Annotated in this window: 21 protein-coding genes and 2 pseudogenes; 9 read left to right on the forward strand and 14 right to left on the reverse strand. The window is 74.9% G+C overall.

Annotated elements, in window-relative coordinates:
- Window positions 1-157: 157 nt before the first annotated feature.
- Complete coding sequence (katG, locus tag ACIQTO_RS22695) at window positions 158-2389, reverse strand: catalase/peroxidase HPI (protein ID WP_402390860.1); 2232 nt, start codon at window positions 2387-2389, stop codon at window positions 158-160.
- Between the two features lie 275 nt (window positions 2390-2664).
- Here katG and ACIQTO_RS22700 point away from each other — a divergent pair, with 275 nt between their 5' ends.
- From ACIQTO_RS22700 to ACIQTO_RS22710, 3 genes are all read left to right on the forward strand, one after another.
- Complete coding sequence (locus ACIQTO_RS22700; protein ID WP_402390862.1) at window positions 2665-3075, forward strand: Fur family transcriptional regulator; 411 nt, start codon at window positions 2665-2667, stop codon at window positions 3073-3075.
- Window positions 3076-3219: 144 nt separating this feature from the next.
- A complete protein-coding gene (locus tag ACIQTO_RS22705; RefSeq protein ID WP_402390865.1) occupies window positions 3220-4725 on the forward strand; it encodes an MFS transporter in 1506 nt (501 codons plus the stop codon).
- Window positions 4722-5366, forward strand: a complete 645-nt coding sequence (locus ACIQTO_RS22710; protein WP_402390867.1) for a TetR family transcriptional regulator — start codon at window positions 4722-4724, stop codon at window positions 5364-5366. Before ACIQTO_RS22705 ends, ACIQTO_RS22710 begins: the two co-directional genes overlap by 4 nt.
- A 56-nt stretch (window positions 5367-5422) precedes the next feature.
- On the opposite strand, the gene ACIQTO_RS22715 is transcribed toward ACIQTO_RS22710, so the two are convergent.
- The 3 genes from ACIQTO_RS22715 to ACIQTO_RS22725 all read right to left on the reverse strand — a co-directional run bounded on the left by ACIQTO_RS22715 (window position 5423) and on the right by ACIQTO_RS22725 (window position 7313).
- Window positions 5423-5794, reverse strand: coding sequence for a YybH family protein (locus ACIQTO_RS22715; RefSeq protein ID WP_402390870.1), 372 nt, complete (start codon window positions 5792-5794; stop codon window positions 5423-5425).
- A 133-nt stretch (window positions 5795-5927) separates the two neighbouring features.
- Complete coding sequence (locus ACIQTO_RS22720) at window positions 5928-6221, reverse strand: muconolactone Delta-isomerase family protein (protein ID WP_402390873.1); 294 nt, start codon at window positions 6219-6221, stop codon at window positions 5928-5930.
- A 99-nt stretch (window positions 6222-6320) separates the two neighbouring features.
- A complete protein-coding gene (locus ACIQTO_RS22725) occupies window positions 6321-7313 on the reverse strand; it encodes an MBL fold metallo-hydrolase (protein WP_402390875.1) in 993 nt (330 codons plus the stop codon).
- A 151-nt stretch (window positions 7314-7464) separates the two neighbouring features.
- Here ACIQTO_RS22725 and ACIQTO_RS22730 point away from each other — a divergent pair, with 151 nt between their 5' ends.
- Complete coding sequence (locus ACIQTO_RS22730; RefSeq protein WP_402390878.1) at window positions 7465-8352, forward strand: LysR family transcriptional regulator; 888 nt, start codon at window positions 7465-7467, stop codon at window positions 8350-8352.
- Between the two features lie 25 nt (window positions 8353-8377).
- Here the strand turns inward: ACIQTO_RS22730 and ACIQTO_RS22735 are convergent, their stop codons facing one another.
- The gene (locus ACIQTO_RS22735) at window positions 8378-9244 is read right to left on the reverse strand and encodes a helix-turn-helix transcriptional regulator (protein WP_402390880.1); all 867 of its coding nucleotides are present in this window, start codon (window positions 9242-9244) and stop codon (window positions 8378-8380) included.
- 115 nt (window positions 9245-9359) lie between these two features.
- Between ACIQTO_RS22735 and ACIQTO_RS22740 the strand changes: the two genes are divergently transcribed.
- Window positions 9360-10133 carry an SDR family NAD(P)-dependent oxidoreductase gene (locus tag ACIQTO_RS22740; protein WP_402390883.1) on the forward strand — a complete coding sequence of 258 codons (774 nt, stop codon included), beginning with the start codon at window positions 9360-9362 and terminating at the stop codon, window positions 10131-10133.
- 108 nt (window positions 10134-10241) lie between these two features.
- On the opposite strand, the gene cpt is transcribed toward ACIQTO_RS22740, so the two are convergent.
- From cpt to ACIQTO_RS22760, 4 genes and pseudogenes are all read right to left on the reverse strand, one after another.
- On the reverse strand, window positions 10242-10775 hold the full coding sequence (gene cpt, locus ACIQTO_RS22745) for a chloramphenicol phosphotransferase CPT (protein ID WP_402390886.1): 534 nt from the start codon (window positions 10773-10775) through the stop codon (window positions 10242-10244).
- A 159-nt stretch (window positions 10776-10934) separates the two neighbouring features.
- Entirely contained in the window at window positions 10935-11939 is a 1005-nt protein-coding gene (locus tag ACIQTO_RS22750; RefSeq protein WP_402390888.1) for a hypothetical protein, read from the reverse strand.
- Entirely contained in the window at window positions 11936-12301 is a 366-nt protein-coding gene (locus ACIQTO_RS22755; RefSeq protein ID WP_402390891.1) for a PadR family transcriptional regulator, read from the reverse strand. Before ACIQTO_RS22755 ends, ACIQTO_RS22750 begins: the two co-directional genes overlap by 4 nt.
- A 248-nt stretch (window positions 12302-12549) precedes the next feature.
- A pseudogene (locus ACIQTO_RS22760) lies at window positions 12550-13310 on the reverse strand (amidohydrolase family protein); the annotation flags it as partial.
- On the opposite strand from ACIQTO_RS22760, the pseudogene ACIQTO_RS22765 reads away from it, so the two are divergent.
- From ACIQTO_RS22765 to ACIQTO_RS22780, 4 genes and pseudogenes are all read left to right on the forward strand, one after another.
- Window positions 13306-13623, forward strand: a pseudogene (locus ACIQTO_RS22765) (nitrate reductase); the annotation flags it as partial. The pseudogenes ACIQTO_RS22760 and ACIQTO_RS22765 sit on opposite strands and share 5 nt — an antisense overlap.
- Window positions 13624-13764: 141 nt before the next feature.
- Window positions 13765-14442, forward strand: coding sequence for a hypothetical protein (locus ACIQTO_RS22770; protein ID WP_402390893.1), 678 nt, complete (start codon window positions 13765-13767; stop codon window positions 14440-14442).
- Window positions 14443-14576: 134 nt separating this feature from the next.
- Window positions 14577-15392: a GNAT family N-acetyltransferase gene (locus tag ACIQTO_RS22775; RefSeq protein WP_402390896.1), complete on the forward strand. Its 816-nt coding sequence runs from the start codon at window positions 14577-14579 to the stop codon at window positions 15390-15392.
- A 58-nt stretch (window positions 15393-15450) separates the two neighbouring features.
- Window positions 15451-16338, forward strand: a complete 888-nt coding sequence (locus ACIQTO_RS22780) for a patatin-like phospholipase family protein (RefSeq protein WP_402390899.1) — start codon at window positions 15451-15453, stop codon at window positions 16336-16338.
- Window positions 16339-16439: 101 nt separating this feature from the next.
- Here the strand turns inward: ACIQTO_RS22780 and ACIQTO_RS22785 are convergent, their stop codons facing one another.
- The 5 genes from ACIQTO_RS22785 to ACIQTO_RS22805 all read right to left on the reverse strand — a co-directional run bounded on the left by ACIQTO_RS22785 (window position 16440) and on the right by ACIQTO_RS22805 (window position 22218).
- A complete protein-coding gene (locus ACIQTO_RS22785; protein WP_402390902.1) occupies window positions 16440-16853 on the reverse strand; it encodes a pre-peptidase C-terminal domain-containing protein in 414 nt (137 codons plus the stop codon).
- Window positions 16854-17216: 363 nt separating this feature from the next.
- A complete protein-coding gene (locus ACIQTO_RS22790) occupies window positions 17217-18548 on the reverse strand; it encodes an RNA polymerase sigma factor (protein WP_402390905.1) in 1332 nt (443 codons plus the stop codon).
- Complete coding sequence (locus tag ACIQTO_RS22795; RefSeq protein WP_402390907.1) at window positions 18521-18940, reverse strand: YciI family protein; 420 nt, start codon at window positions 18938-18940, stop codon at window positions 18521-18523. The genes ACIQTO_RS22790 and ACIQTO_RS22795 overlap by 28 nt, the downstream gene beginning before the upstream one ends.
- Window positions 18941-19161: 221 nt before the next feature.
- Window positions 19162-20637 (reverse strand): Re/Si-specific NAD(P)(+) transhydrogenase subunit beta, encoded by a 1476-nt coding sequence (pntB, locus tag ACIQTO_RS22800; protein WP_402390909.1) that lies wholly within the window; start codon window positions 20635-20637, stop codon window positions 19162-19164.
- A gap of 6 nt (window positions 20638-20643) precedes the next feature.
- The gene (locus tag ACIQTO_RS22805; protein ID WP_402390912.1) at window positions 20644-22218 is read right to left on the reverse strand and encodes a Re/Si-specific NAD(P)(+) transhydrogenase subunit alpha; all 1575 of its coding nucleotides are present in this window, start codon (window positions 22216-22218) and stop codon (window positions 20644-20646) included.
- Window positions 22219-22397: the final 179 nt, after the last annotated feature.

The raw sequence follows: 22397 nt of genomic DNA on the forward strand, positions 1-22397 counted from the left end.
CGGGGCGGGGGGCAGGCCGGCGGTGCCCCCGGCCACCGGTGTCTGGAGGGGCCCCGGGCCCGCAAACCGGGGGGGGCGCCCCCCCCCCGCCCCCCCCGGCGGGCCCCCGCCCCCCACCCGGGCGGCGGGGCCACGGCGGGTTCCCGACGGGCGGGGGTCAGCGCAGGTCGAACCGGTCGAGCTCGGACACCTTGGTCCAGGCCGCGACGAAGTCCGCCACGAACTTCTCCTTGGCGTCGTCGCTCGCGTAGACCTCGGCGAGCGCGCGCAGCTCCGAGTTGGAGCCGAACACCAGGTCGGCCCGGCTGCCGGTCCAGCGGACCTCGCCGGTGGCCGCGTCCCGGCCCTCGAAGGTGTTCGCGTCCTCCGAGGTCGCCTTCCACGTCGTGCCCAGGTCGAGCAGGTTGACGAAGAAGTCGTTCGTCAGCCGCCCGGGAGTGGCGGTCAGGACGCCCAGCGAGGACTGCTGGTGGTTGGCGCCCAGCACGCGCAGACCGCCGACCAGGACGGTCAGCTCCGGGGCGCTCAGGTTCAGCAGGTTGGCCCGGTCCAGCAGCAGGTACTCGGCCGGCAGCCGGACGCCCTTGCCGAGGTAGTTGCGGAACCCGTCGGCGGCCGGCTCCAGCGCCGCGAAGGACTCGACGTCGGTCTCGTCCTGGGTCGCGTCCACCCGGCCCGGGGTGAACGGCACCTCGACCGGGGAGCCGGCGTCGGCGGCGGCCTTCTCGACACCCGCCGCGCCCGCGAGGACGATCAGGTCCGCGATCGAGATCGCCTTGCCGTCGGTCCGCCCGGCGTTGAACGACTCCCGCACCCCCTCCAGGGTGCGCAGCACCGTCGCCAGCTCGTCGGGCTCGTTGACCTCCCAGCCGCTCTGCGGCTGCAGCCGGACGCGGCCGCCGTTGGCGCCGCCGCGCATGTCACTGCCGCGGAAGGAGGAGGCCGAGGCCCAGGCGGTGGAGACCAGCTGGGAGACGGACAGGCCGGAGGCCAGCACCCGCTGCTTGAGGGCGGCGATGTCGGCGGCGTCGACCGTGGCGTGCGTGGCGGCGGGCAGCGGGTCCTGCCACAGCAGGGTCTCGGCCGGGACCTCGGGGCCGAGGTAGCGCACGACGGGGCCCATGTCGCGGTGGGTGAGCTTGTACCAGGCCCGGGCGAAGGCGTCCGCGAACGCCGCGGGGTCGGCCAGGAAGCGCCGGGAGATCTCCTCGTAGACCGGGTCGAACCGCAGCGAGAGGTCCGTGGTCAGCATGGTCGGGGCGTGCGTCTTCGAGCCGTCGTGCGCGTCCGGGACGGTGCCCGCGCCGGCGCCGTCCTTGGGCCGCCACTGGTTGGCGCCGGCCGGGCTCTCGAAGAGCTCCCACTCGTAGCCGAAGAGGATCTCGAAGAAGGTGTTGTCCCAGGTGATCGGGGTGTTGGTCCAGATGCCCTCAAGGCCGCTGGTGATCGTGTCGTCACCCTTGCCGGTGCCGTAGGTGCTGCTCCAGCCCAGGCCCTGCTGCTCCAGCGGGGCGGCCTCGGGGTCGGGGCCGACGTTGTCGGCCGGGCCCGCGCCGTGGGTCTTGCCGAAGGTGTGGCCGCCCGCGATCAGGGCGACGGTCTCCTCGTCGTTCATCGCCATCCGGCGGAAGGTCTCGCGGATGTCGCGGGCCGCCGCGATCGGGTCCGGATTGCCGTTGGGGCCTTCGGGGTTGACGTAGATCAGGCCCATCTGGACCGCGCCCAGCGGGTTCTCCAGGTCGCGGTCGCCGGTGTAGCGCTCGTCGTCGAGCCAGGTCGTCTCGGGGCCCCAGTAGACGTCCTCCTCCGACTCCCAGACGTCCTCGCGGCCGCCGCCGAAGCCGAAGGTCTGGAAGCCCATCGTCTCCAGCGCGACGTTGCCGGCCAGGATCATCAGGTCGGCCCAGGACAGGCTCTGGCCGTACTTCTTCTTCACCGGCCACAGCAGGCGGCGGGCCTTGTCGAGGTTGGCGTTGTCCGGCCAGCTGTTGAGCGGGGCGAAGCGCTGCTGGCCGGCGCCGGCGCCGCCGCGGCCGTCGCTGATCCGGTAGGTGCCCGCGCTGTGCCAGGCCATCCGGATCATGAAGGGGCCGTAGTGGCCGAAGTCGGCCGGCCACCAGTCCTGCGAGGTGGTCAGCACCTCGGCGAGGTCACGCTTGACGGCCGCGAGGTCGAGCGTGTTGAACGCCGCGGCGTAGTCGAAGTCCGCGCCGAGCGGGTTGGCCACCGCCGGGTTCTTGGCGAGGATCTTCAGGTTGAGCCGGTCCGGCCACCACTGGCGGTTCCCACCGCCCTGGGTCGGGTGCGGGGCGCGCCCGTGCGCGACCGGGCACCCTCCTCCCCCCTCCGCCTTCGCGTCGGTGACGATCGCGTCATGGTTCTCAGACATGGGAATCCTTCCGGGCCGGGCGGATCACTGTGTTCAGGAACGATCGAGGGGTGAAACACCTGAGGGGGTCGTTCAATGAGGAGGAGTAGCTCACCCGACGCGGAGGTGCTCACCGCCGTTCCGGAGCCTCACTGCCCCCTAGGCTATCGCCGGAACCGATCCTACGATGGACGGATTCCAAGTCAAGAACCACACCGAGTCGGTATCCCGTCGGAGTTCGGAAGGCCACTGCTAGAATCCGGGGTTCCCCCATGAGCCTGAATAGGTGAACCGATATGAGTGACCTGCTGGTACGGCTGAGAGGGCGCGGCTGGCGGCTGACCGCCCAACGGCGGGTCGTCGCGGAGGTCCTCGACGGCGATCACGTCCATCTCACGGCCGACGAGGTGCACGCCCGCGCGGTCGAACGGCTGCCGGAGATCTCCCGGGCGACCGTCTACAACACCCTGGGCGAGCTGGTCGGCCTCGGCGAGGTCATGGAGGTCGCCACCGACGGCCGGGCCAGGCGCTACGACCCCAACGCGCACCGCCCGCACCAGCACCTGGTCTGCTCCGGCTGCGGCACCATCCGCGACGTCCACCCGGCCGGGGACCCGCTGGGCGACCTCCCGGCGGAGCAGCGGTTCGGCTTCGCCGTCGCCACCGTCGAGGTCACCTACCGCGGGATCTGCCCGGACTGCGCCTGACGTCCCGCGGGCTGACGGCGGCCGGGGGGTCGGCCGCGGGCCCGGCCGCGATGTCGAAGAGGCGGGACAGGGGGGTGCACAGGCGTTTACTCTGAGAGGGGTGAACATCTGTGCACACCTCTGTGGATCAGCGTCTGGAGCGGTATGACCCCGGTGACGGCCGAGCCCGGCCCGCCCTCCCCAGCCCCTTCGCCGTCCGCGCGGGCGCCCCGGGCCCACCTGATCGTGCCGGTCCTCGCCTTCTGCGGGGTCGTCGTCGCGGTCATGCAGACCCTGGTCGTGCCGCTGCTCCCGCACGTGCCCGCGCTGACCGGCAGCTCGCCGGGCGCGGCCGGCTGGCTGGTCACCGTCACCCTGCTGACCGGCGCGGTCTTCACCCCCGTGCTCGGCCGGGTCGGCGACATGTACGGCAAACGGCGGGTGCTGATCGCCTCGCTGGCCGTGCTCACCGCCGGGTCCGTGCTGTGCGCCGTGAGCTCGCAGATCGGCGTGCTGATCGCCGGCCGGGCCCTGCAGGGCGCGGCCCTCGCCGTCATCCCGCTCGGCATCAGCATCATCCGCGACGAACTGCCGCCCGAGCGCGTGCTGCCGTCCATCGCCCTGATGAGCTCCACCCTCGGCATCGGCGCCGCCGTGGGTCTGCCGGTGGCGGCGCTGGTCGTCGAGAACTTCGACTGGCACACCATGTTCTGGGCCTCCGCGGCACTCGGCCTGCTGGACATCGCCCTGGTGCTCCGGATCGTGCCGGAGTCGCCGCTGCGCTCCCGGGGACGCTTCGACCTGCTCGGGACGCTCGGCCTCGGCGCCGTGCTCGTCGGCCTGCTGCTCGCGATCACCCAGGGCGCCGGCTGGGGCTGGACCTCGCCGCGCACGCTCGGCCTGCTCGGCGGCTCCGCGTTGCTCGGGCTGCTCTGGGGCCGGTACGAGCTGCGCACCGCCTCGCCGATGGTCGACCTGCGGGTCTCGGCCCGGCCCGCGGTGCTGCTGACCAACGTCGCCGCGATGCTCATCGGCTTCGCCTTCTACGCGAACTCCCTGGTCACCGCGCAGATGGTGCAGGAGCCCAAGGAGACCGGCTACGGCCTCGGCGCCTCGATCGTGGTGGGCGGGCTCTGCCTGCTGCCGGGCGGCCTGGCGATGGTGGCGCTCTCCCCGCTCTCCGCCAGGATCTCCGCGACGTACGGGCCGCGGACGACGCTCGCCCTCGCGGCGGCCGTCATGGTGGTCGGCTACCTGGTGCGCTTCTTCACCAGCCACAGCCTCTGGCTGATCGTGGCCGGCGCCACCGTCGTCGCCTCCGGCACCGCCATCGCGTACTCGGCGCTGCCCGCGCTGGTGATGCGGGCCGTGCCGGTCGGCGAGACCGGCGCGGCGAACGGGCTGAACACGCTGATGCGCTCGGTCGGACAGGCCTGCTGCAGCGCGGTGGTCACCGCCGTGCTCGCCCATGTCACCTTCACCGCCGCCGGGCACACCGCCCCCACCCTGCACGCCTATCTGCTGATCTTCCTGATCGCGGCCGCGACGGCCGCCGCGGCGCTGGTCGCGACGCTCTTCCTGCCCTCCGGCCGGCCGGTACCCCCCGGCCCGGCCGCGCCCGGTACGGTCGGGGTGACGACCCCCGCGGCCCCGGCCCAGGAGAGCGCATGACCATCGCCGACGAGACCGGAGCCGCCGAGCCGCCCGCCGAGCTGCCCGCCGAGCCGCTCCCCGGCCCGCCCGAGCGGCCGGGCGGGGCCGATCCCGCCGCCGACCAGGGCACCGGACGGGACGCGATCCTGCGCGCCGCCCGCCGGGCCTTCGCCCTGCGCCCCTACGCCGACGTCACCATGCGGGGGATAGCGGCCGACGCGGGCGTGAGCCCTTCGCTGATCGTCAAGCGGTTCGGCAGCAAGGAGCACCTGTTCAACACCGTCGCCGACTTCCGGCCCGCGGCGGACGAACTGTTCGCCGCCGAGCGGGCCGGGCTGGGCCGCCACCTGGTGCTGACCACGGTCCGGATGCGCCGGGAGCAGCGCGGCGACCCACTGCTGCGCGTCGTCTTCGCGCTCGGCAACGAGGACGAGCGGACCCTGCTGCGCGAGCGGTTCCGGCACCAGGTGACGGAGCGCCTCGCCGCCTCGCTGCCGGGGCCGGACGCCGAGCTGCGGGCCGAGCTGATCGCCGGTCAGCTGCTCGGACTCGGCGCGACACTGAGCCTGCACCGCCCGGGCGCGGGCGACCGTGCGACGCCCGAGCGGCTGGCGGACCTGTACGCCCCCGCGCTCCAACGGCTGATCGACGGGGACTGAGGCCGGGGAGGCCGCGCCCGGCCGGCTCCCGGGCGGGGCGCACCGGGGCGGGCGGGTCAGTCGAGCCGGGAGACCTGGTAGTGGCCGAGGTACCAGGCGTCGCCCACCCGCCGGACCAGGACGCCGAGGGTGACCGCGAGCGTCGGCCGGTCGGTGAACGAGAAGTCGACGGCCAGGTAGCCCAGCACGAGGTCGTCGGCGAGCTGCCGCGTTTCGAGGATCCGGTACCCGGCCGTCATGCCGAGCGGCTGGGCGCCGTAGTAGTCGGCGACGCCCTGCCGTCCGACGCTGTAGGGGTGCAGCCCCTGGAAGATCGCGTCCTCGGTGAAGAGGGCGGCGGCCTGCTGCGGTTCGTGCGCGTCCACGGCGGCCTTCCACCGTTCCAGGACGTCGTGCAGGATCGCTTCACGGGCCGGGGTGCTGTTCATCGGGGCTCCTGCGGGTCGTCGGGGCAGGCGGGCGCGGCCGGCCGGGCGGGTGTCCGGATCCGTCCGGCGGACGACGGCCGGGTGACCGCCGCCCCGGGGCCGGACCCGAACCTGGGCCGGACGTGGGTCGGCACTACGGGCGGCCGGGGTCGTTCGGGTGCGGGGACAGCGGAGTCACCGTGTCACGCCGCCACACGCGCAACGGCATCGACGCGAGCACCTGCTCCAGCTGCTCCGCGTCCCGCGCCCGGAACAGCCCCCAGGTGCGCCACTCGCCGGGTGCCAGGGGCGGACGCCAGAGCCTGAGCAGATGCCCCTGCGCGGCCAACTCCCGGGCCCGCTCGGCCTCCCGGGCCCGGATCCCGGCCACGTCCTGTTCGGACGTGCCCTCCGGAACGCTGGTCACCATGTCGACCAGGAACTCCACGGCTGCCTCCCTCGTCCGCCCGCGCCGGCCGCGGGTGTCGGCCGGGCTCCCGCAACGATCGCCGACCGGTGTCCCCCGGGTCGGCAGGCGCACCCCGGTTCACCCGACGGAGTACCCGGCGCTGCCGGCCGGCCGAGGCGCGCCGCTGTCCGGTGCCGCCCCGTCCCCGCCGGGCCGGTGGGCGTCCGGGGCCGGATCCCGGTCCGGGCGTTCGCCGCACAGGCACGCGACCGCCGGGTCGATCCACTCCCGGCCCGCCCAGGTGGGGTGCCGCTCGATCAGCACCGCCCGGACCTCCTCGACGATCGTTTCCCGGCTCATCGCCGAGTCCCGGCGCGCCCAGGTCTCGTCGCGCAGCTCCCGCAGGTACCCGAGCACGTCCTCGACCACCTCGGTGCCGCCGACGGCGCCGTGGCCCGGGACGACCGTCCCCGGCCTCGCCGCCGCCAGCCGGGCCATCACCTCGATCCACCGGAGGCCGCTCACATCGGTGTCGTGCGGCGGGAACCACGGGAAGATCGCGAACTGTCCGGCCTCGGCCAGATCGCCGGTGAACAGCACATCGGCGTCGGGCACGGTGATCACCTGGTCGCCCTTGCTGTGGGCCCGGCCGACGGCCCTCAGCCGCACCGACCGGCCGCCGAGGTCGAGGTCGTGGGAGTGCTCGTAGACGAAGTCCGGCACGGGCACCCGCGCACCGTCCAGCCGCCGGGCGACGGTGGCGTCGAGGCCGCGGAACATCGCGAGGTACCCGTCGCCCTTCGTCCGCAGGTCCTCGGCCTGCGCCCGGTTCAGCAGGAACGTCGCCTCCCCGGCGAAGACCTGCGCGCCGAAGGCGTGTTCGGGGTGGAAGTGCGTCGACGTCACGTACAGCCGGCGCCCCCCGGCGTAGTCGCGGGCGAGGGCCAGCACGCGCTCGGCGTTCTCCGGGCCCAGGCCGGTGTCGACCACCAGGACGGAGTGCGACCCGCCGACGACCCCGATGTTCGGGACCAGCGGGACGGCCCGGTCGGGCACGATCAGCAGGTCGGGAGCGAGTTCGTACGCGTCGCCGGTCCGCACCACGGGGTCGGGCAGTCGGTGGTCGGTCATGGTGGCACTCCTTGCCTCGCCCGACCGGTCGGGACCGGAACCCGGGCTACGGGGGCTGACATCGCTTGCCCCTCCACTCCACCGCCGGGCCGAGGGCGGCGTCCAATACCCGTTGGGCCCACCCGATACCGCGCGGGTATCGTGACCGGTGATGGACCTTCGCCTGCTGCGCTACTTCGTCGCCGTCGCCGAGGAGCGCCACTTCGGTCGGGCCGCCGCCCGGTTGCACATGACCCAGCCCCCGCTGAGCCGTGCCGTCCAACGGCTGGAGGCGGACCTGGGCGTCACCCTGCTGCACCGCTCCGCCACCGGCGCGACGCCCACCGCGGCCGGGGCCGCCCTGTACGAGGAGGCCCGCGACCTGCTGGCGCGGGCCGAACTCGCCCGTGCCCGGGTCCGGGCCGCGGCGGGAGCGGGGAGCCTCACCATCGGCACCCTCGGCGACAGCGTGGAACACGCCGGCGGCGCCGGCTCCTCCCTCGCGGCCGCCTTCCGCCGGCGCCATCCGGAGGTCGACGTCCAGGTCCTCGAAGCCGACCTCACCGACCCCACCACCGGGCTGCGCGCCGGCCTGGTCGACGTCGCGGTGACCAGGGCGCCGTTCGACGACACCGGGATCAGCACCCGCGTGATCCGGGCCGAACCCGTCGGCGTGGTCCTGCGCGCCGACGATCCGCTGGCCGGCCGCGACCTGCTGCGCCTGGCCGACCTCGACGACCGCACCTGGTTCCGCTTCCCCGACGGTACGGACCGGCGGTGGCGCGCCTACTGGAGCGGCGCCAGGGCCGGCGGGCCGCCGCGCGAGGGGCCCGTGGTGCGCACCGTCCACGAGTGCGTCCGGGCGGTGCTGTGGAACGGCACGGTCGGACTGGCACCGGTCGGCCACCGGCCCGCCGAGGGCCTCACCGTCGTCCCGCTCGCCGACATGCCGCCGAGCCGTCTGGTCGTCGCCTGGCGGACCGGCGACGCCGACCCCCTGATCCGCTCGTTCGTCGCGCTCGCCGCGCCCCGCGACGGCCGCCGGCCCGCGGCCGGGTGAGCGCGCCGGGCCCCGGCGGCCGCGCTCAGCGGACCGGCGTCCCTCGTGCGGCGCCGGCGTCGGCGTGGCCGGCGCCCCGCAGCCGCCGGAAGGTGTCCGAGGCCCGGCTGCCGCCGGGATCCAGGAAGACGAACAGGTGCTGGCCGCCGTCCGGGAGTCCGAGCACGGTGTAGTCGAGCACCTCGGCGTCCAGATCCGGATGACGCAGCGACAGCCGGCCCTGGCGGGGCGGGCCGGCCCGGTGCCGGGCCCAGAGCGCGGCGAACGCCCGGCTCTGCGCGGAGAGCCGGGCGACCAGCGTGGTCAGCTCCCGGTCGTCCGGGCGGTCGGCGTGCTGGGCGCGCAGCCCGGCGACCAGGTCGGCGCCGATGGAGTCGGCGGGCGTGTGGTTGGCCCGCTCGGCCGCGCCGTACGGACAGCAGAACACCTGCCAGAGCAGATTGCGTTCGAAGGCCGGCCGGGAGGCCGGATCGGCCAGCAGCGCACCGGCCGGCGGGTTCCAGGCGAGCAGGTCGAACCGGGGGCCGGTGACGAAGGCGGGCGTCCGGTCCAGGGTCGCGAGCAGCGCCCGGGTGGCTGTTCCCACGCCGTCGGCCGCGGCGGCCTGCTGCTCCGGTCGCCGCCGGTGGGCCAGCCGGTGGAGGTAGGCCCGCTCGGAGTCGGCCAGCAGCAGCGCGCGGGCGATCCCGTCCAGTACCGGGCCGGTCGGGAGCCGCTGGCGGCCCTGTTCCAGCCGGGCGTAGTAGTCGGCCGAGATGCCCGCGCGGACGGCGACCTCCTCCCGGCGCAGGCCCGGCGTACGGCGGCGCGGTCCGGCGGGCAGCCCCACCTCGGCGGGGGCCAGGCTCCGGCGGCGGGCGCGCAGGAACGCGCTCAGCGGGGTGTCGGGCATGCGCCCACGCTGGCACAGTCCGCGCGGCGGATCCAGGACCTGGCAGACCCCGGTTCGCGGACCCGGGACGATCCGGCCCCTGGTACCGGTTTCCCGGCCGGGGGAGGCTCGCCGTATGGGACTTCTCGACGACAAGGTCACGATCATCACCGGCGCGGGCCGGGGCATCGGCGCGGCCGCGGCCGAACTCTTCGCGGCGGAGGGCGCGTTGCTCGTCCTGGCGGCCCGCACCGGGCACCAGGTGGAGGCGGTGGCGGCCGGTGTGCGGGCACGCGGCGGACGGGCGGTGGCCGTCGCCGCGGACATCGCCACCGGCGAGGGTGCCGACCGGGTGGTGCGGACCGCGCTGGACACCTACGGACGGCTCGACGCCGCCTTCGACAACGCGGGGTCGGGCCCCCTGCCGGCGCCGCTCGCGGAGCGGACCGAGGCCGACTGGGACGCGGTGCACGCGGTGAACCTGCGCGGCACCTGGCTCTGCCTGCGGGCCCAGCTCCGGGCGATGCTCACGGGCGGCCGCGGCGGCGCGATCGTGCTGTGCGGCAGTGTCGGCGGGCTGGTCGGGGGGTTCGGCGACGGCACCCAGCAGGCGGCCAAGCACGGACTCACCGGCCTGGTGAAGGCGGCCACCGCCGACTACGCCCGCCACGGCATCCGGACCAACGCGATCGCGCCCGGGGTCGTGCGGACGCCGGCCGTCGAACACCTCTTCACCGCCGGGCCCGCCTTCGGCGCGGCCGTCGCCCGGTTCACCCCGGCAGGCCGCCCGGCGACCGCCGGTGAGATCGCGCAGGCGGCGGCCTGGCTGCTCAGCGACCGGTCCTCCTACGTCACCGGGGTGACGCTGCCGGTGGACGGCGGTATCACGGCCACCCGCTCGTTCAGCTGAGTCTGAGCCCGAGCCTGAGCCTGAGCCTGAGTTTGGGCCTGGGCCGCTCGGCCACGCGAAGTGGCCGTCGGCCGGGCCGACTGACGTCGACGGGATTTGGGCCGCCGCTCACCCGACCCGTGCGGCGATGGACACCGCGCACTCCATCGACTCGGCGTGCGCGGTGTCCACCTCCAGGTCGTAGCTCACGCCCCGGTGGACCAGATCGGCCTGGGAGGCGGCCATGCCGATGATCCGATCGCCCCGCGCGACCTCGCGACCCGAGGCGACCGCGCCGTCGCACCGGACGCCGACCCACAGCACCGGCAGGTCGCCCAGGGCCTGCCGCCATCGCCGCTGTGACTCCGCTCCGCCGAGGAAGACCTCGTCGACGATGACCCGGGCGCCCGCACGGGCCATCGCGGTGACCCCCTCGATCCAGGCCGCCTCCAGCCTGCGGAACTCCGGCCCGACGGTCACCTCGCCGTCCGGCGCGAACTCGATCCCACCGTCCGACACCCGCATGGACGCCGGCATCGCCTCCACCAGGGTGTCCGTCCCGAGGGCCAGCCACGGGCCCGGCAGGACGGCCTGCAGACAGCGGACGATCCCGGACTTCCCCGAGCTGGAACCACCGTTGAGAACAATCACCTGAGTCGCCACCGCGCCACAGTAGAGGCACCGGGGCACCGCTCGAAACCGATTTTCGCCACGCCGGTGCCGTGCCGGCGGTGGACCACGTCCCGGACCGGACGGGCCGGCCCCACCGCCGTGACGGTGGGGCCGGCCCGGTGACGGACCCGGTGTCAGGCCGCCACCGGGTCAGGCCGGTTCGACCGGCTTCGGGGTCGGGGCGAGGGCGCGCCGGAGGGCGGCGAGGCCGACGGCGACGGCCAGGAAGGCGGCGACGACCGCGGCGTTGCGGGCGAGTTCGGCGAGATCGCGTGGGGGGCGCGAGTAGTACGGCGCCGCGAGCATGACGGTCCAGGGGAGCACGGCCAGCGCCGTGCCGGCGGCGCGCAGCCGGTCGGGGCGGGCCGCGGCGAGCTGGACGAGGAAGGCGGTCGCCATCACCAGGGCCGGCCAGGCCGAGGCGGCGTCGAGGAGGGCCTGGAGGTTGTCGGAGAAGATGGGTTCGGAGTAGTCCCCGGCCTCGCGCCAGGGCCAGTTCAGGACGAGCGTGGTCATCGGCAGCGCGAGGGCGAGAGCGGCGATCGTCGTCCCGGCGCGACCGCGGGCCGAGTGGTCGACGGCGTCGGGCGGGGCGATGAGGATCGGTGCGGCGAGCAGCAGCCACAGCGGGAGCAGGAAGAGGTACTGGGCGAACGCCCCGGCCGGGTGGACGAAGAAGCCGACGACGGCGCCGATCCGGGCGAGGGTGCCGGCCAGCACCAGCAGGCGGGCGAGGCTCCAGCGTCCGAGGGCGGCGCAGACCAGCGCGAGGATCCAGGGCGCGGTCTGCACCGCGCCCACCACGGCGGTGGCGGTGGTGTTCGTACTCCCCAGGTCGAACCGGGGCACCGTGAGGAACAGGCCCATCACCAGGTGGACGGCGGCCAGGGCCGCTCCGCCGGCGAGCATGAACGGCGCGGCGCCGGCGAGGACGCGCCCGGCGGGGTCGCGGGAGCTGAGCCGGGTGCGCAGCCGGGCGGCGTGCGCGGCGAGGGCCGCCCACTCGCGCACGACGGTCCGGCGGTCGCTGCCCTGGACGGACTCCGCGAAGACGGCGGCGATCTCCTCGCCGTGGGAGGCCCGGTAGGCGGCGGGGTAGAGCCCGAGCAGCGGGAGCCTGGCGGGCAGGGCGGTGGCCTGCGAGGGCGTGGTCATGCGGTGGCTCCGTTCAGTCGGGGTGCGCCGAGGCCCGGCCCGCTGCCGAGGGCGAGCCGGCGGTCGGCCTCGGCGACCCCGGCGCGCAGGCGCTCGGTCTCCTCGCCGAGCACCTGCCGGCCGTCCTCGGTGAGGGCGAAGGTGCGGCGCATCCGGCCGGCGACGGTCTCCTCGTGGTCGATCCGGATCAGCCCCTGCTGGAGGAGGCGGTCCAGCGCGGTGTAGAGGGTGCCGGTGAGGAGCTTGGTCCGGCCGCCGGAGATGGCGAGGACTTCCTGGACGATCGCGTAGCCGTGCCGCGGGGCGTCTGCCAGCGCGGTGAGGACGAGCCTGGACGGCTCCTGTAGTTGACGGTTGGCCATGGCTGAGAGGATAGATCAATGATCAGAGTATGTCGATGATTTAGCTATTGGTCCGTCGGCAGCCGGCGCGGCCCGGCCGCAGTCGCCCTCCGGGCCCCGGACGCGCGGTCACCTTCCGGGCCCCGGCCCGCGGTCACCTTCCGGGCCCCGGCCCGCGGTCCCCTTCCGGGCCCCGGTCAGGAAGCGGCGGCGCCGGGTGGGGCGGCCGAGGTGCCCCACCCGGCGCCGCCGGATCGTCGCCGCCCCGGTCAGAGGCCGGGGGCGCGGTGTGCCGGCCGTCCGCCCACGACGGTGAGCAGGACGGGCAGTTCGGCCAGATCGGTGCTGCGGACGGTGAGCGGGTCGTCGGCCAGGACGGTGAGGTCGGCGCGGTGGCCGACGGCCGGGCGTCCGGCCGTCCCTCCTCCCCGGCGGCCCGGGCCGCGTTGACGGTCATGCCCTGGAGGGCCTGGAGCGGGGTGAGCGCCTGCTCGATCCCGTGCGGCGGTTCGGCGAGGTCCCGGCTGGGGCGGCGGTGGCGGGCTCCGGCCATCACGCCCAGGGGCGGGAAGGGGACGATCGGCCAGTCGGAGCCGAGGACGACGGTCGCGCCGGCGTCCCACAGGTCGCGGCAGCGGAACGCCCGCGAGGCGCGCTCCTCGCCGAGCCGGCGGGACCAGTTGTCGGTGTGGTCGGCGCGGGTGCAGTCGCAGCAGTGGGTGGGCTGCATGGAGGCGACGACGCCGAGCGGGCCGAACCGGCGCACGGTGTCGTCGGGCACCGTCTCGATGTGCTCGATCCGGTGCCGGACGGCGCGCCCGGTACCCGGCTCGCCGGTCCGGGCCCGCTCGACCGCGTCGAGGGCGTGCCGGACGGCGGCGTCGCCGATGGCGTCGGTGGCGGTGGGCCCGCCGGCCCGGTGGAGCCGTGCGATCGCCCGGGTGTAGGCCAGTGGGTCGGGCCAGAAGGCGTGGGTGGACTGCCCGTGGCAGTCGGGGTGTTCGAGCCAGGCGGTGCCGTTGTCGATGCTCGGTCCCACCACGGCCGTCTACGCCACCGACATCCTGCTGCGCCGCAACCGCTACGACGGCCCGGCGCTGACCGACGAGACCCCGGGAAGCCCGTTCTGGTACACCGGCGGCGTCAACCGGGCGGGCGCGGCCGCGCTCGCGGCGGGCGTCACCGCGGGTGCCCTGTGCGTCGACACCCTCTGCACCGGTCCGGTCGCCGGCGCCGTCGGCCTGGACCTCTCGCTGCCGGCCGGCCTGCTCACCGCCGCGGGCGTCTACGCCGTCCTGACGCGGGGCCTGCGCGCCGGCACCGCCGTGCCGTCGGGCGGGTGAGCGGCCACCCGGCCGCGTGGACGGCCGGGCGCCGGCCCCGTACGTGTCCTGGGTCTCATCGGCGGCCGGGTCCAGTTCGTTCGCGTCCCAATGTGGTGAGATGTGCCGTCACCAGGTGATGGTCGCTGACGGGGGTACGTGATGGGGAGTGGACGGCTGTTCGGCCTCGGGTCGGACACGGAGGCGGCGGATCTCGCCGCCGTGGGGCTGATCCGACTGGCGGCGGGAGAACGGTCGGGGGCCGGGGCCCCGCCGTGGCTGTGGCAGCTGCGGGCGGCCTCCTTCGCGGACGCCTGGCTGGCCTTCGCCGACCCGGCGGCGGCCGGGCTCCGGGTGCCGGCCGGAGCCGTCCTGCGGGCGGTCGTGCACCGGGCGGCGGAGCTGGTCCTGCTGACCGGCGACGGCGACGGGCCGGCGGCGCTGGACCGGTTGGGCCGGGAGTCGGCCGAGGCCCACGAGCGGGCGCGGACCGCCGACGCGTCCCGCCCGGCCGAACCCGTCGCGCTGGCCCTCCTCTGGCACGGCGTCCAGGCGGCGACCGCCGGCAGCGGGCCCGGGGCGGCGGCGGAGCGGGAGTCCCACGGCCGGCGCATCGCCGAACGGTGCGAGGCGTACGTGCGCCGCCGGCACCGCCGCCAGGACACGCTCGCGCTCACGCTGTCCTGCGCGTGGGCCGCCGCCACCGCCCTGGTGGAACTGAGCGGCGGGGACGAGGGCCGGGCGGCCGCCTGCCTGGAGGAGTACGCGACCCGGTCCATGACGCAGGCCGGTCCGGTGCCGCTCTGGGTGCCGGGCCGGCCCGGGCAGCTCACCTCCTGATCCGCCGGCCGGGCAGCGGGGCCGCCGCCCCGCTGCCCGGCCGGCGGCGGGTCCCGGCGACCGCTCCCGGGGGCCTGTCCGGGCGGAGCCGGGCCGCGCTCTCCCGGCCGGACGGCGGTCCGTAGGCTGGCCCGATGTCCTTGCGGAGCCTGCACGACCGAGCCGCCCTCGAAGCCCGCTTCCGACGGGACCCGGCGCTGCACCTGATGGAACTGGGCGACCTCGACGACCTGCTGTGGCCGCACACCTCGTGGTTCGGCCTCGCGCCGGACGGTCCGGTGGCGCTGTTGTACGCCGTCGGCGACATCCCCACCGTGCTGGCCTTCGGCGCGGCCGACGAGGCGTCGGCGGTGGAGGACCTGGTCCGGGAGCTGCTGCCGGTCCTGCCGCGCCGCTTCTTCGGCCACCTCACCGGGGACGCGGCCGAGATCCTGGCGGAGGCCTACGAGGTGCACCGCCACGGCACGCTGCTGCGGATGGCGCTCACCGACCCCGGGCGCGCGGCCGCGGCGTACCCCGCCGACCGGTGGACGCCGGCCGCACTGGGCCGGGCGGACCTGCCCGAACTGCTGGAGCTGTTCGCCGCGGCCTACCCGGGCAACTGGTTCGACGACCGGATGATCGACACCGGGCAGTACCTCGGCGCCCGGCTGGACGGCCGCCTGGTCGCGGTCGCGGGCGTGCACGCCTGGCCGCCCGTCCAGCGGGTGGCCGTGCTCGGCAACGTCACGACGCACCCCGAGGCCCGGCGACAGGGCGCCGCGGGCGCCTGCGTGGCCGCGCTCTGCCGGCAGCTCGCGGAGACCGCCGACCACATCGGGCTGAACGTCCGCGCGGACAACACCGCCGCCGTGGACCTGTACCGGCGACTGGGCTTCACCGACGTCACCACGTTCACCGAGGCGACGTTCACCGCGCGGGCCCAGCCCGCCGGACCGGGCCGGGCCTAGGGGTCGCACCCCGGGGAGCCGGGAGCCGGCCGGTGCCGGCGGTCACCCGTACACACCGATGAGCCGCACCAATGAGGGGGAGCACATGAACACCGTCGACCGCGCACTCGTCCTGGGCCCCGGTGGCCACGCCGGCACGGCCTGGACGGCGGGGCTGGCCCGCGGGCTGCGCCGCGAAGGCGTCGATCTGGGCGAGGCGGACCTGATCGTCGGCACCTCGGCCGGCGCGATCGTCGGAGCGCTGCTCGCCACCGGACAGGATCCGGGCCGGCTCGCGACCGTGACCCGCCGGCCCGAGCACCGGATCACGGTGGACCCCGCACGGACCGGCGCGGTGTTCGCGGTGCTCGGCGACCGCACCGCGGCCCCCGAGGAGTCCAGGCGCCGCGTCGGCCGGATCGCGCTGGACAGCTTCGGTCCCGAGGCCGAGGACGTGCTGCTCGCCTCGCGTGCCGCCCTGGTCGGCGCGGACGCGTGGCCGGAGCGGCGACTGCTGATCACCGCCGTGGACGCGGCCACCGGTGAGCCCGTGGTGTGGGACCGCGACAGCGAGGTGCCGCTGGTCCGCGCCGTCGCGGCGAGCAGCGCCTTCCCCGGGGCCGCGCCGCCGGTGACCGTCGACGGCCGGCGGTACATGGACGGTGCGCTGCGGTCGGGCCCCAACGCCGACCTCGCGGCCGGCGCCCGCACGCTGGTCGTGGTCGACCCGCTGGCGCACCTGTTCCCCCCGGAGCGACTCGACCGGCAGGTGGCGGGGGGAGCGGCGGCCGTGGTGGTCCTCAGCCCCGATCCGGCCTCGGTGGCGGCGTTCGGCGCCGACCCGGGGGACTCGGCGGCCTGGGAGCCGTCCTTCCGGGCAGGCCTTCGCCAGGCCGGTGAGATCGACGCCCGCCTGCGCTCCGTGTGGCGGGCCGCCGCCGACGCGGGCCGGGCGGACACGGCCTGAGGGGTACTGCGCGGCGGGGGGACGGACCCGCCCCGGCGGGGTGCCGAAGCACTCCGCCGGGGCGGTCACCTGTCCTTGTGCGGTCGCTCGGGGGCGGCCGGTCAGAAATCGCTCGTGACGCTCACCCCGCTGAAGCCCTCCGGCGCGTAGAGGCTGAAGAACGCGTAGCCGGTGGGCGGGTCGGTGACGGTCAGGGACTCGGAGTTGCCCGGCCCGGCCGAGCGGGTGGTGCAGGCGTTGGTGTACGCCCATCCGGACTGGTGGTAGGACAGCTCCCCGTTGCCGGTGCCGCCCTCGCCGGTGATCCGCAGCTGCCGGGTGCCGGCCGGGACCAGCAGGTAGGAGTGCGCGTAGGTGCCGGCGGTCGCCGACAGGTTGCCGCGGACGCAGTTCCGGTCCAGCTTCCGGAGGCCGCCGTCGGCGCACTCCGAGAACGTCGGGAAGGTCGTCGCGGTGCGGCAGGCGCCGGCGGCGCACCGGGTCAGCCGGCTGTCGAGGTCGGCGTCGGTACTCACGTAGGGGCCTCCGGGGCCTTCGTCGGCCGCGTTGGGGACGCGGCCTGTGGGGTGAGGACCGATGGCGAAGGCTCCGCTTCAGCTGGTTCTCCGTGCCCGCTGGGGAATGTGAAATGTACAATGGCACATGTCATATGGATAGTGGAAGTGCTTGACCCGAGCTTCACGGCCAGTGCGACGGCTTCCGGAATCCTGTGATGCCCAGTCACCGAGTGCGCCGTATCGGCTGAATCGCTCTTCGTCGGGCGCGCGGCGGATTGCCGTCGAAGCCCCCCGGCCGCCCGGCCCAACCGCCCGGCGGCTCCCCGGCCGTCCGGGAAGCGGCCCTCGGCTCCCCCGGCGGCGGGGCGCGCCCGTGGAGCGTCAGCCGAGCGCCGCCGCCTTGCGCAGCAGCACGGACCGCTCGCGGGTGTTGCCGCACAGCCGGGCGGCGAGCTCCAGTTCCGCCCGTGCCTCGGCGGTGCGGCCGAGCCGGGCGAGCAGCTCCCCGCGCACGCTCGGCAGCAGATGGGAGCCCGACAGCCGGCCGGCGGCGGCCAGCCCGTCGACGATGGGCAGGGCCTCCTGCGGTCCCGACGCCATGGCGACGGCGACCGCCCGGTTGAGCTCGACGACGGGGGAGGGCGCGACCCGGCCGAGCGCCTCGTAGAGCAGCACGACGCGCTCCCAGTCCGTCTCCGGGACCGACGGGGCGGTGGCATGGCAGGCGGCGATCGCCGCCTGCAGCCCGTAGGGCCCGAGACCGCGTCCGGCGGCCGTGGCCCTGGTGATCGCGGCCAGGCCGCGCCGGACGGCGGAGCGGTCCCACAGCCGGCGGTCCTGGTCCTCCAGCAGGACGGCCTCGCCGTCCGGGCCGGTGCGCGCGGGGAAGCGGGCGGCGGTGAGCTCGAACAGCGCGAGCTGCCCGAACACCTCCGGTTCGGCGGGCAGCAGCGCGGTCAGGGTCCGGGCCAGCCGGATCGCCTCATAGGCGAGATCGGGGCGCAGCAACCGGTCACCGCTGGTGGCGGTCGAGCCCTCGGTGAAGATCACGTACAGCACGCTCAGGACACCGCCCAGCCGCTCGCGCCGCTCGGCCGACGGTGGCACCTCGAAGGGGACCCCGGCGGCGGCGATCGTCTTCTTCGCCCGGGTGATCCGTGCCTGGACGGTCGGCACGGGCACCAGGAACGCGCGGGCGATCTCCTCGCTGGACAGGCCGGCGACCACCCGCAGGGTCAGCGCCGTGCGGGCCTCGGGCGAGAGGACGGGGTGGCAGGCCACGAAGATCAGCGCGAGGACGTCGTCCTCGATCCGGTCCGGGTCCCAGGGCAGGTCGTCCGACCGGTCCGGCGACGGCTCGGCGCCGGAGCTCGCCCCGCCCTCGACGAGCCGGCCGGCGATCGCGGCGTAGCGGTCGTCGAGGGCGGAGCGACGGCGGAAGTGGTCGATGGCGCGCCGCCGGCCGGTGGCCAGCAGCCAGCCCACCGGGTTGGCCGGCTCGCCGTCGCGCGCCCAGACCACGAGGGCCTGCGCCAGGGCCTCCTGCGCGACGTCCTCGGCGAGGTCGAAGTCCCCGGTGTACCGGGTGAGCGCGCCGACGACCCGCGCGGACTCGATCCGCCAGAGGGCCTCGACGGCCCGCCGGGCGGCTTCACCGCCCGGCGGGTGGTCCGTCGTCATGGGTGTCAGAGCTGGCCGGTCCGCTCCCGCCATGCCCGCTCCTTGATGATCCACTCGTTGTCCTGCGGGAACTCGTCGATCCCCGGCACGCGCCGGATCTCGATCTTCGTGCCGGGGAAGGCCGGCAGTCGCTTGGCCCATTCGACCGCTTCCTGCTTCGACGCCACGTCGAGGATGTAGAAGCCGCCGAACAGTTCCTTGGTCTCACCGTACGGGCCGTCGGTGACAATCGGGGCCGGACCGCTGACGTCGACCACCACGCTCTGCGCGGCGTCGTCCAGGCCCTCGGCCGCGACGAGCACGCCGGCCCGGATCAGCTCCTCGTTGAAGCGGCCCATGGTCGTGAGCATCTCGTCGAAGGGTGTCTCCATCATCTTCGCGATCGACTCGTCATTGCCCCGCATGATCAACATGTACTTCGCCATGGCTCTTCTCCGTCGTCCTGGGGATCGCTCGTCGATCCTCTCTATCCCAGGTCGAACGGGGCGGCCGTGGATCGACACGACCGGGCCACCAATTTCTCCGGCCGGATCCGCGCCCCTGGCCCGGTCCGCCGCTCCGGTCCCGGCCCCTGTGGCGGACCGGCGTGGTGGCCGAGGCGTGCCGGCCGCTGCCCCGGCCGGCACACCTCGGCCACCGGCCGGGCCTATCCGGCCACCCGGCCGGCCGCCGCGGTCCGGCGGGCGGCCGGCGCCGGGGCGTCCCGGCCGTCCGCGTCGAGGGCGCGCAGGATCTCCTCGACGCTCTGCTTGGCGTCGCCGAAGAGCATGGCGCTGTTCTCACGGAAGAACAGCGGGTTCTGGACCCCCGCGTAGCCGGAGGCCATCGACCGCTTGAACACGATCACCTGCTCGGCCTCCCAGACGCGCAGCACCGGCATGCCGGCGATGGGGCTGGCCGGGTCGTCGGTGGCGGAGGGGTTGACCGTGTCGTTGGCACCGATGACGAGGACGACGGAGGTGTCGGCGAGGTCGTCGTTGATCTCGTCCATCTCCAGGACGATGTCGTAGGGCACCTTCGCCTCGGCGAGCAGCACGTTCATGTGACCGGGCAGCCGGCCGGCGACGGGGTGGACGCCGAAGCGGACCTCGACGCCGCGCTCGCGCAGCCGGCGGGTGAGCTCGGCCACCGGGTGCTGCGCCTGCGCCACCGCCATCCCGTAACCGGGGGTGATGACGACCGACCGGGCCTGCGCGAGCTGCCGGGCCGCCTCCTCGGCGCGGACCTCGCGGTGCTCGCCCTGCTCCTCGCTCCCGCCGGAGGGTGCTTCGATGCCGAAGCCCCCGGCGATGACGGAGAGGAAGGAGCGGTTCATCGCCTTGCACATGATGTAGGAGAGATAGGCGCCGGAGGAGCCGACCAGCGCGCCGGTGACGATCAGCAGGTTGTTGTCGAGCAGGAACCCGGCGGCGGCCGCGGCCCAGCCGGAGTAGCTGTTCAGCATGGAGACGACGACGGGCATGTCGCCGCCGCCGATCGAGGCCACCAGGTGCCAGCCCAGCACGAGGGCGAGCACGGTCACCGCGATCACCAGACCGAGGCCAGGACTGACGGTGAACCAGACGGTCAGGGCCACGAACGCGGCGAGTGCGCCGAGGTTCAGCGCGTTCTTGCCGGGCAGCGTCAGCGGGCGGGAGGCGATCCGGCCGGACAGCTTGAGGAACGCGACCACGGAGCCGGTGAAGGTGACCGCGCCGATGAAGATGCCGATGACGACCTCGGCGTGGTGGATGCGCAGCAGGTCGGCGGCGACGGCGGCCTGGGCCGACCCGCGGGACTCGACCTCCAGGTAGCTGTTCCAGCCGACCAGCACCGCGGCGAGGCCGACGAAGCTGTGCAGCACGGCGATCAGTTCCGGCATCTGCGTCATCTCGACCTGCCGTGCCCGCCACAGGCCGATCACGCCGCCCAGCGCCATCGCGAGGAGGATCAGGGCGACCGCGCCGGCGCTGATGCTGCGGGACGCCAGCACGACGGTGGCGACCAGGGCGAGGCCCATGCCGGCGATGCCGTAGCCGACGCCGGCGCGGGAGGTGCGGTGCTGGGACAGTCCGGCCAGACTCAGGATGAACAACAGGGCGGCGACCAGGTCAGCGGCGTGGGCGGCCGTCGTGGAAGTCATCGGGGCTCAGCCTTTCGAGAACATGGACAGCATGCGGCGGGTGACGGCGAAGCCGCCGAAGATGTTCACACTGGTCAGCAGGACGGCCACGAAGGACAGCACGGTGACGAGCGTGCCCCCGTGCCCGATCTGCAGCAGCGCGCCGACCACGACGATCCCGGAGATCGCGTTGGTCACCGACATCAGCGGGGTGTGCAGGGCGTGGTGCACCTTCCCGATGACGTAGTAGCCGATGACCACCGCGAGCGCGAACACCGTGAAGTTCCCCGCCAGTTGGGCCGGGGCTACGGCGACCAGGGCGAACATCGCCAGCATGCCGAGGCCGATCAGGCCGAAGCGGGCCGCCGGGGTGAGCCGGGGCCGTTTCGGCTCCGGGACCGCCGGGGCGGCCGCGGGCTGAGTGGCGGGGGCGGCCGACACGGCCACGGGAGGCGGCGGCCAGGTGACCTCCCCGGCCCGGACCACGGTCACCGCGCGCTGGACCACGTCGTCGAAGTCGACGACCAGCCGCCCGTCCTTGCCGGGCGTCAGCAGGGTGAGCAGGTTGACCAGGTTGGTCCCGAACAACTGCGAGGCCTGGGCGGGCAGCCGGGAGGCGAGGTCGGTGTAGCCGATCAGGGTGACGCCGTTGGCGGTGACCACCGTGCGGCCCGGCACGGTTCCCTCGACGTTGCCGCCCTGGGCGGCGGCCATGTCGACGACGACACTCCCGGGCTTCATCGCCGCCACGTCCGCGGCGGTCAGCAGCCGGGGGGCGGGCCGCCCGGGGATCAGCGCGGTGGTGATGACGATGTCCACGTCCGCGGCCTGCTCGTGGTAGAGCTCGGCCGCGGCCCGGTCGTAGTCGGCGGAGGTCGCCTTGGCGTAGCCGTCCGTGCTGGTCTCCTGCGCGACCCGCACCGGCAGGTATTCGCCGCCCAACGACTTGACCTGGTCGGCGACCTCCGGCCGGGGGTCGGTCGCGCGGACGATCGCCCCCAGGCTGGAGGCGGCGCCGATGGCGGCCAGCCCGGCCACGCCGGCGCCGGCCACCAGGACCTTCGCCGGCGGGACCTTGCCGGCGGCGGTCACCTGGCCGGTGAAGAAGCGGCCGAACACGTGCGCGGCCTCGATCACGGCCCGGTACCCGGCGATGTTCGCCATCGAGCTGAGTACGTCCATCGACTGCGCGCGCGAGATCCGCGGCACCGCGTCCAACGCCAGCGCGGTGACCGGGCGCGCGGACAGCTCCGCCAGCAGTTCCGGCCGTTGGGCCGGAGCGAGCAGGCCGACCAGGGTCGCGCCGTCACCCAGCCGGGCGATCTCGGCGGTCGACGGCGCGTTGACCTTGAGGACGACGTCGGCCTGCCACGCCTCCCCGATGTGCGCGCCGGCCTCGGTGTAGGCCTCGTCGGTGAAGCCGGAGGCCGTGCCGGCCCCGGACTCGACACCGACCTCGTAGCCGAGTGCCAGCAGCCCGCGCACCGTCGACGGCGTCGCGGCGACCCTGGTCTCCCCGGCGGTCGACTCGGCGACCACACCGATGCGCAGCGGGGGGTGGTGCGTGGTGTCCTGCGCGTCCTGTGCATCGTGTGCAGACATCACTCGTGCCTCTCTCGTCGGAGGAACTCTTGACGGCGGGATCTGCGTCCAAGGGGGAGTCTTCTTCCCTTGGACGCAGGAACCTACCCGCCCGCGCCCGGCCGGGGGACGGGGCGGAGCCGTGACATGCTTCACCCGTTCGCGGCCTGTCGGGCGGATCGGCCCGCGTGCTCGGTGGC

This window comes from Kitasatospora sp. NPDC091207 (assembly GCF_044768625.1).
GTDB lineage: Bacteria > Actinomycetota > Actinomycetes > Streptomycetales > Streptomycetaceae > Kitasatospora.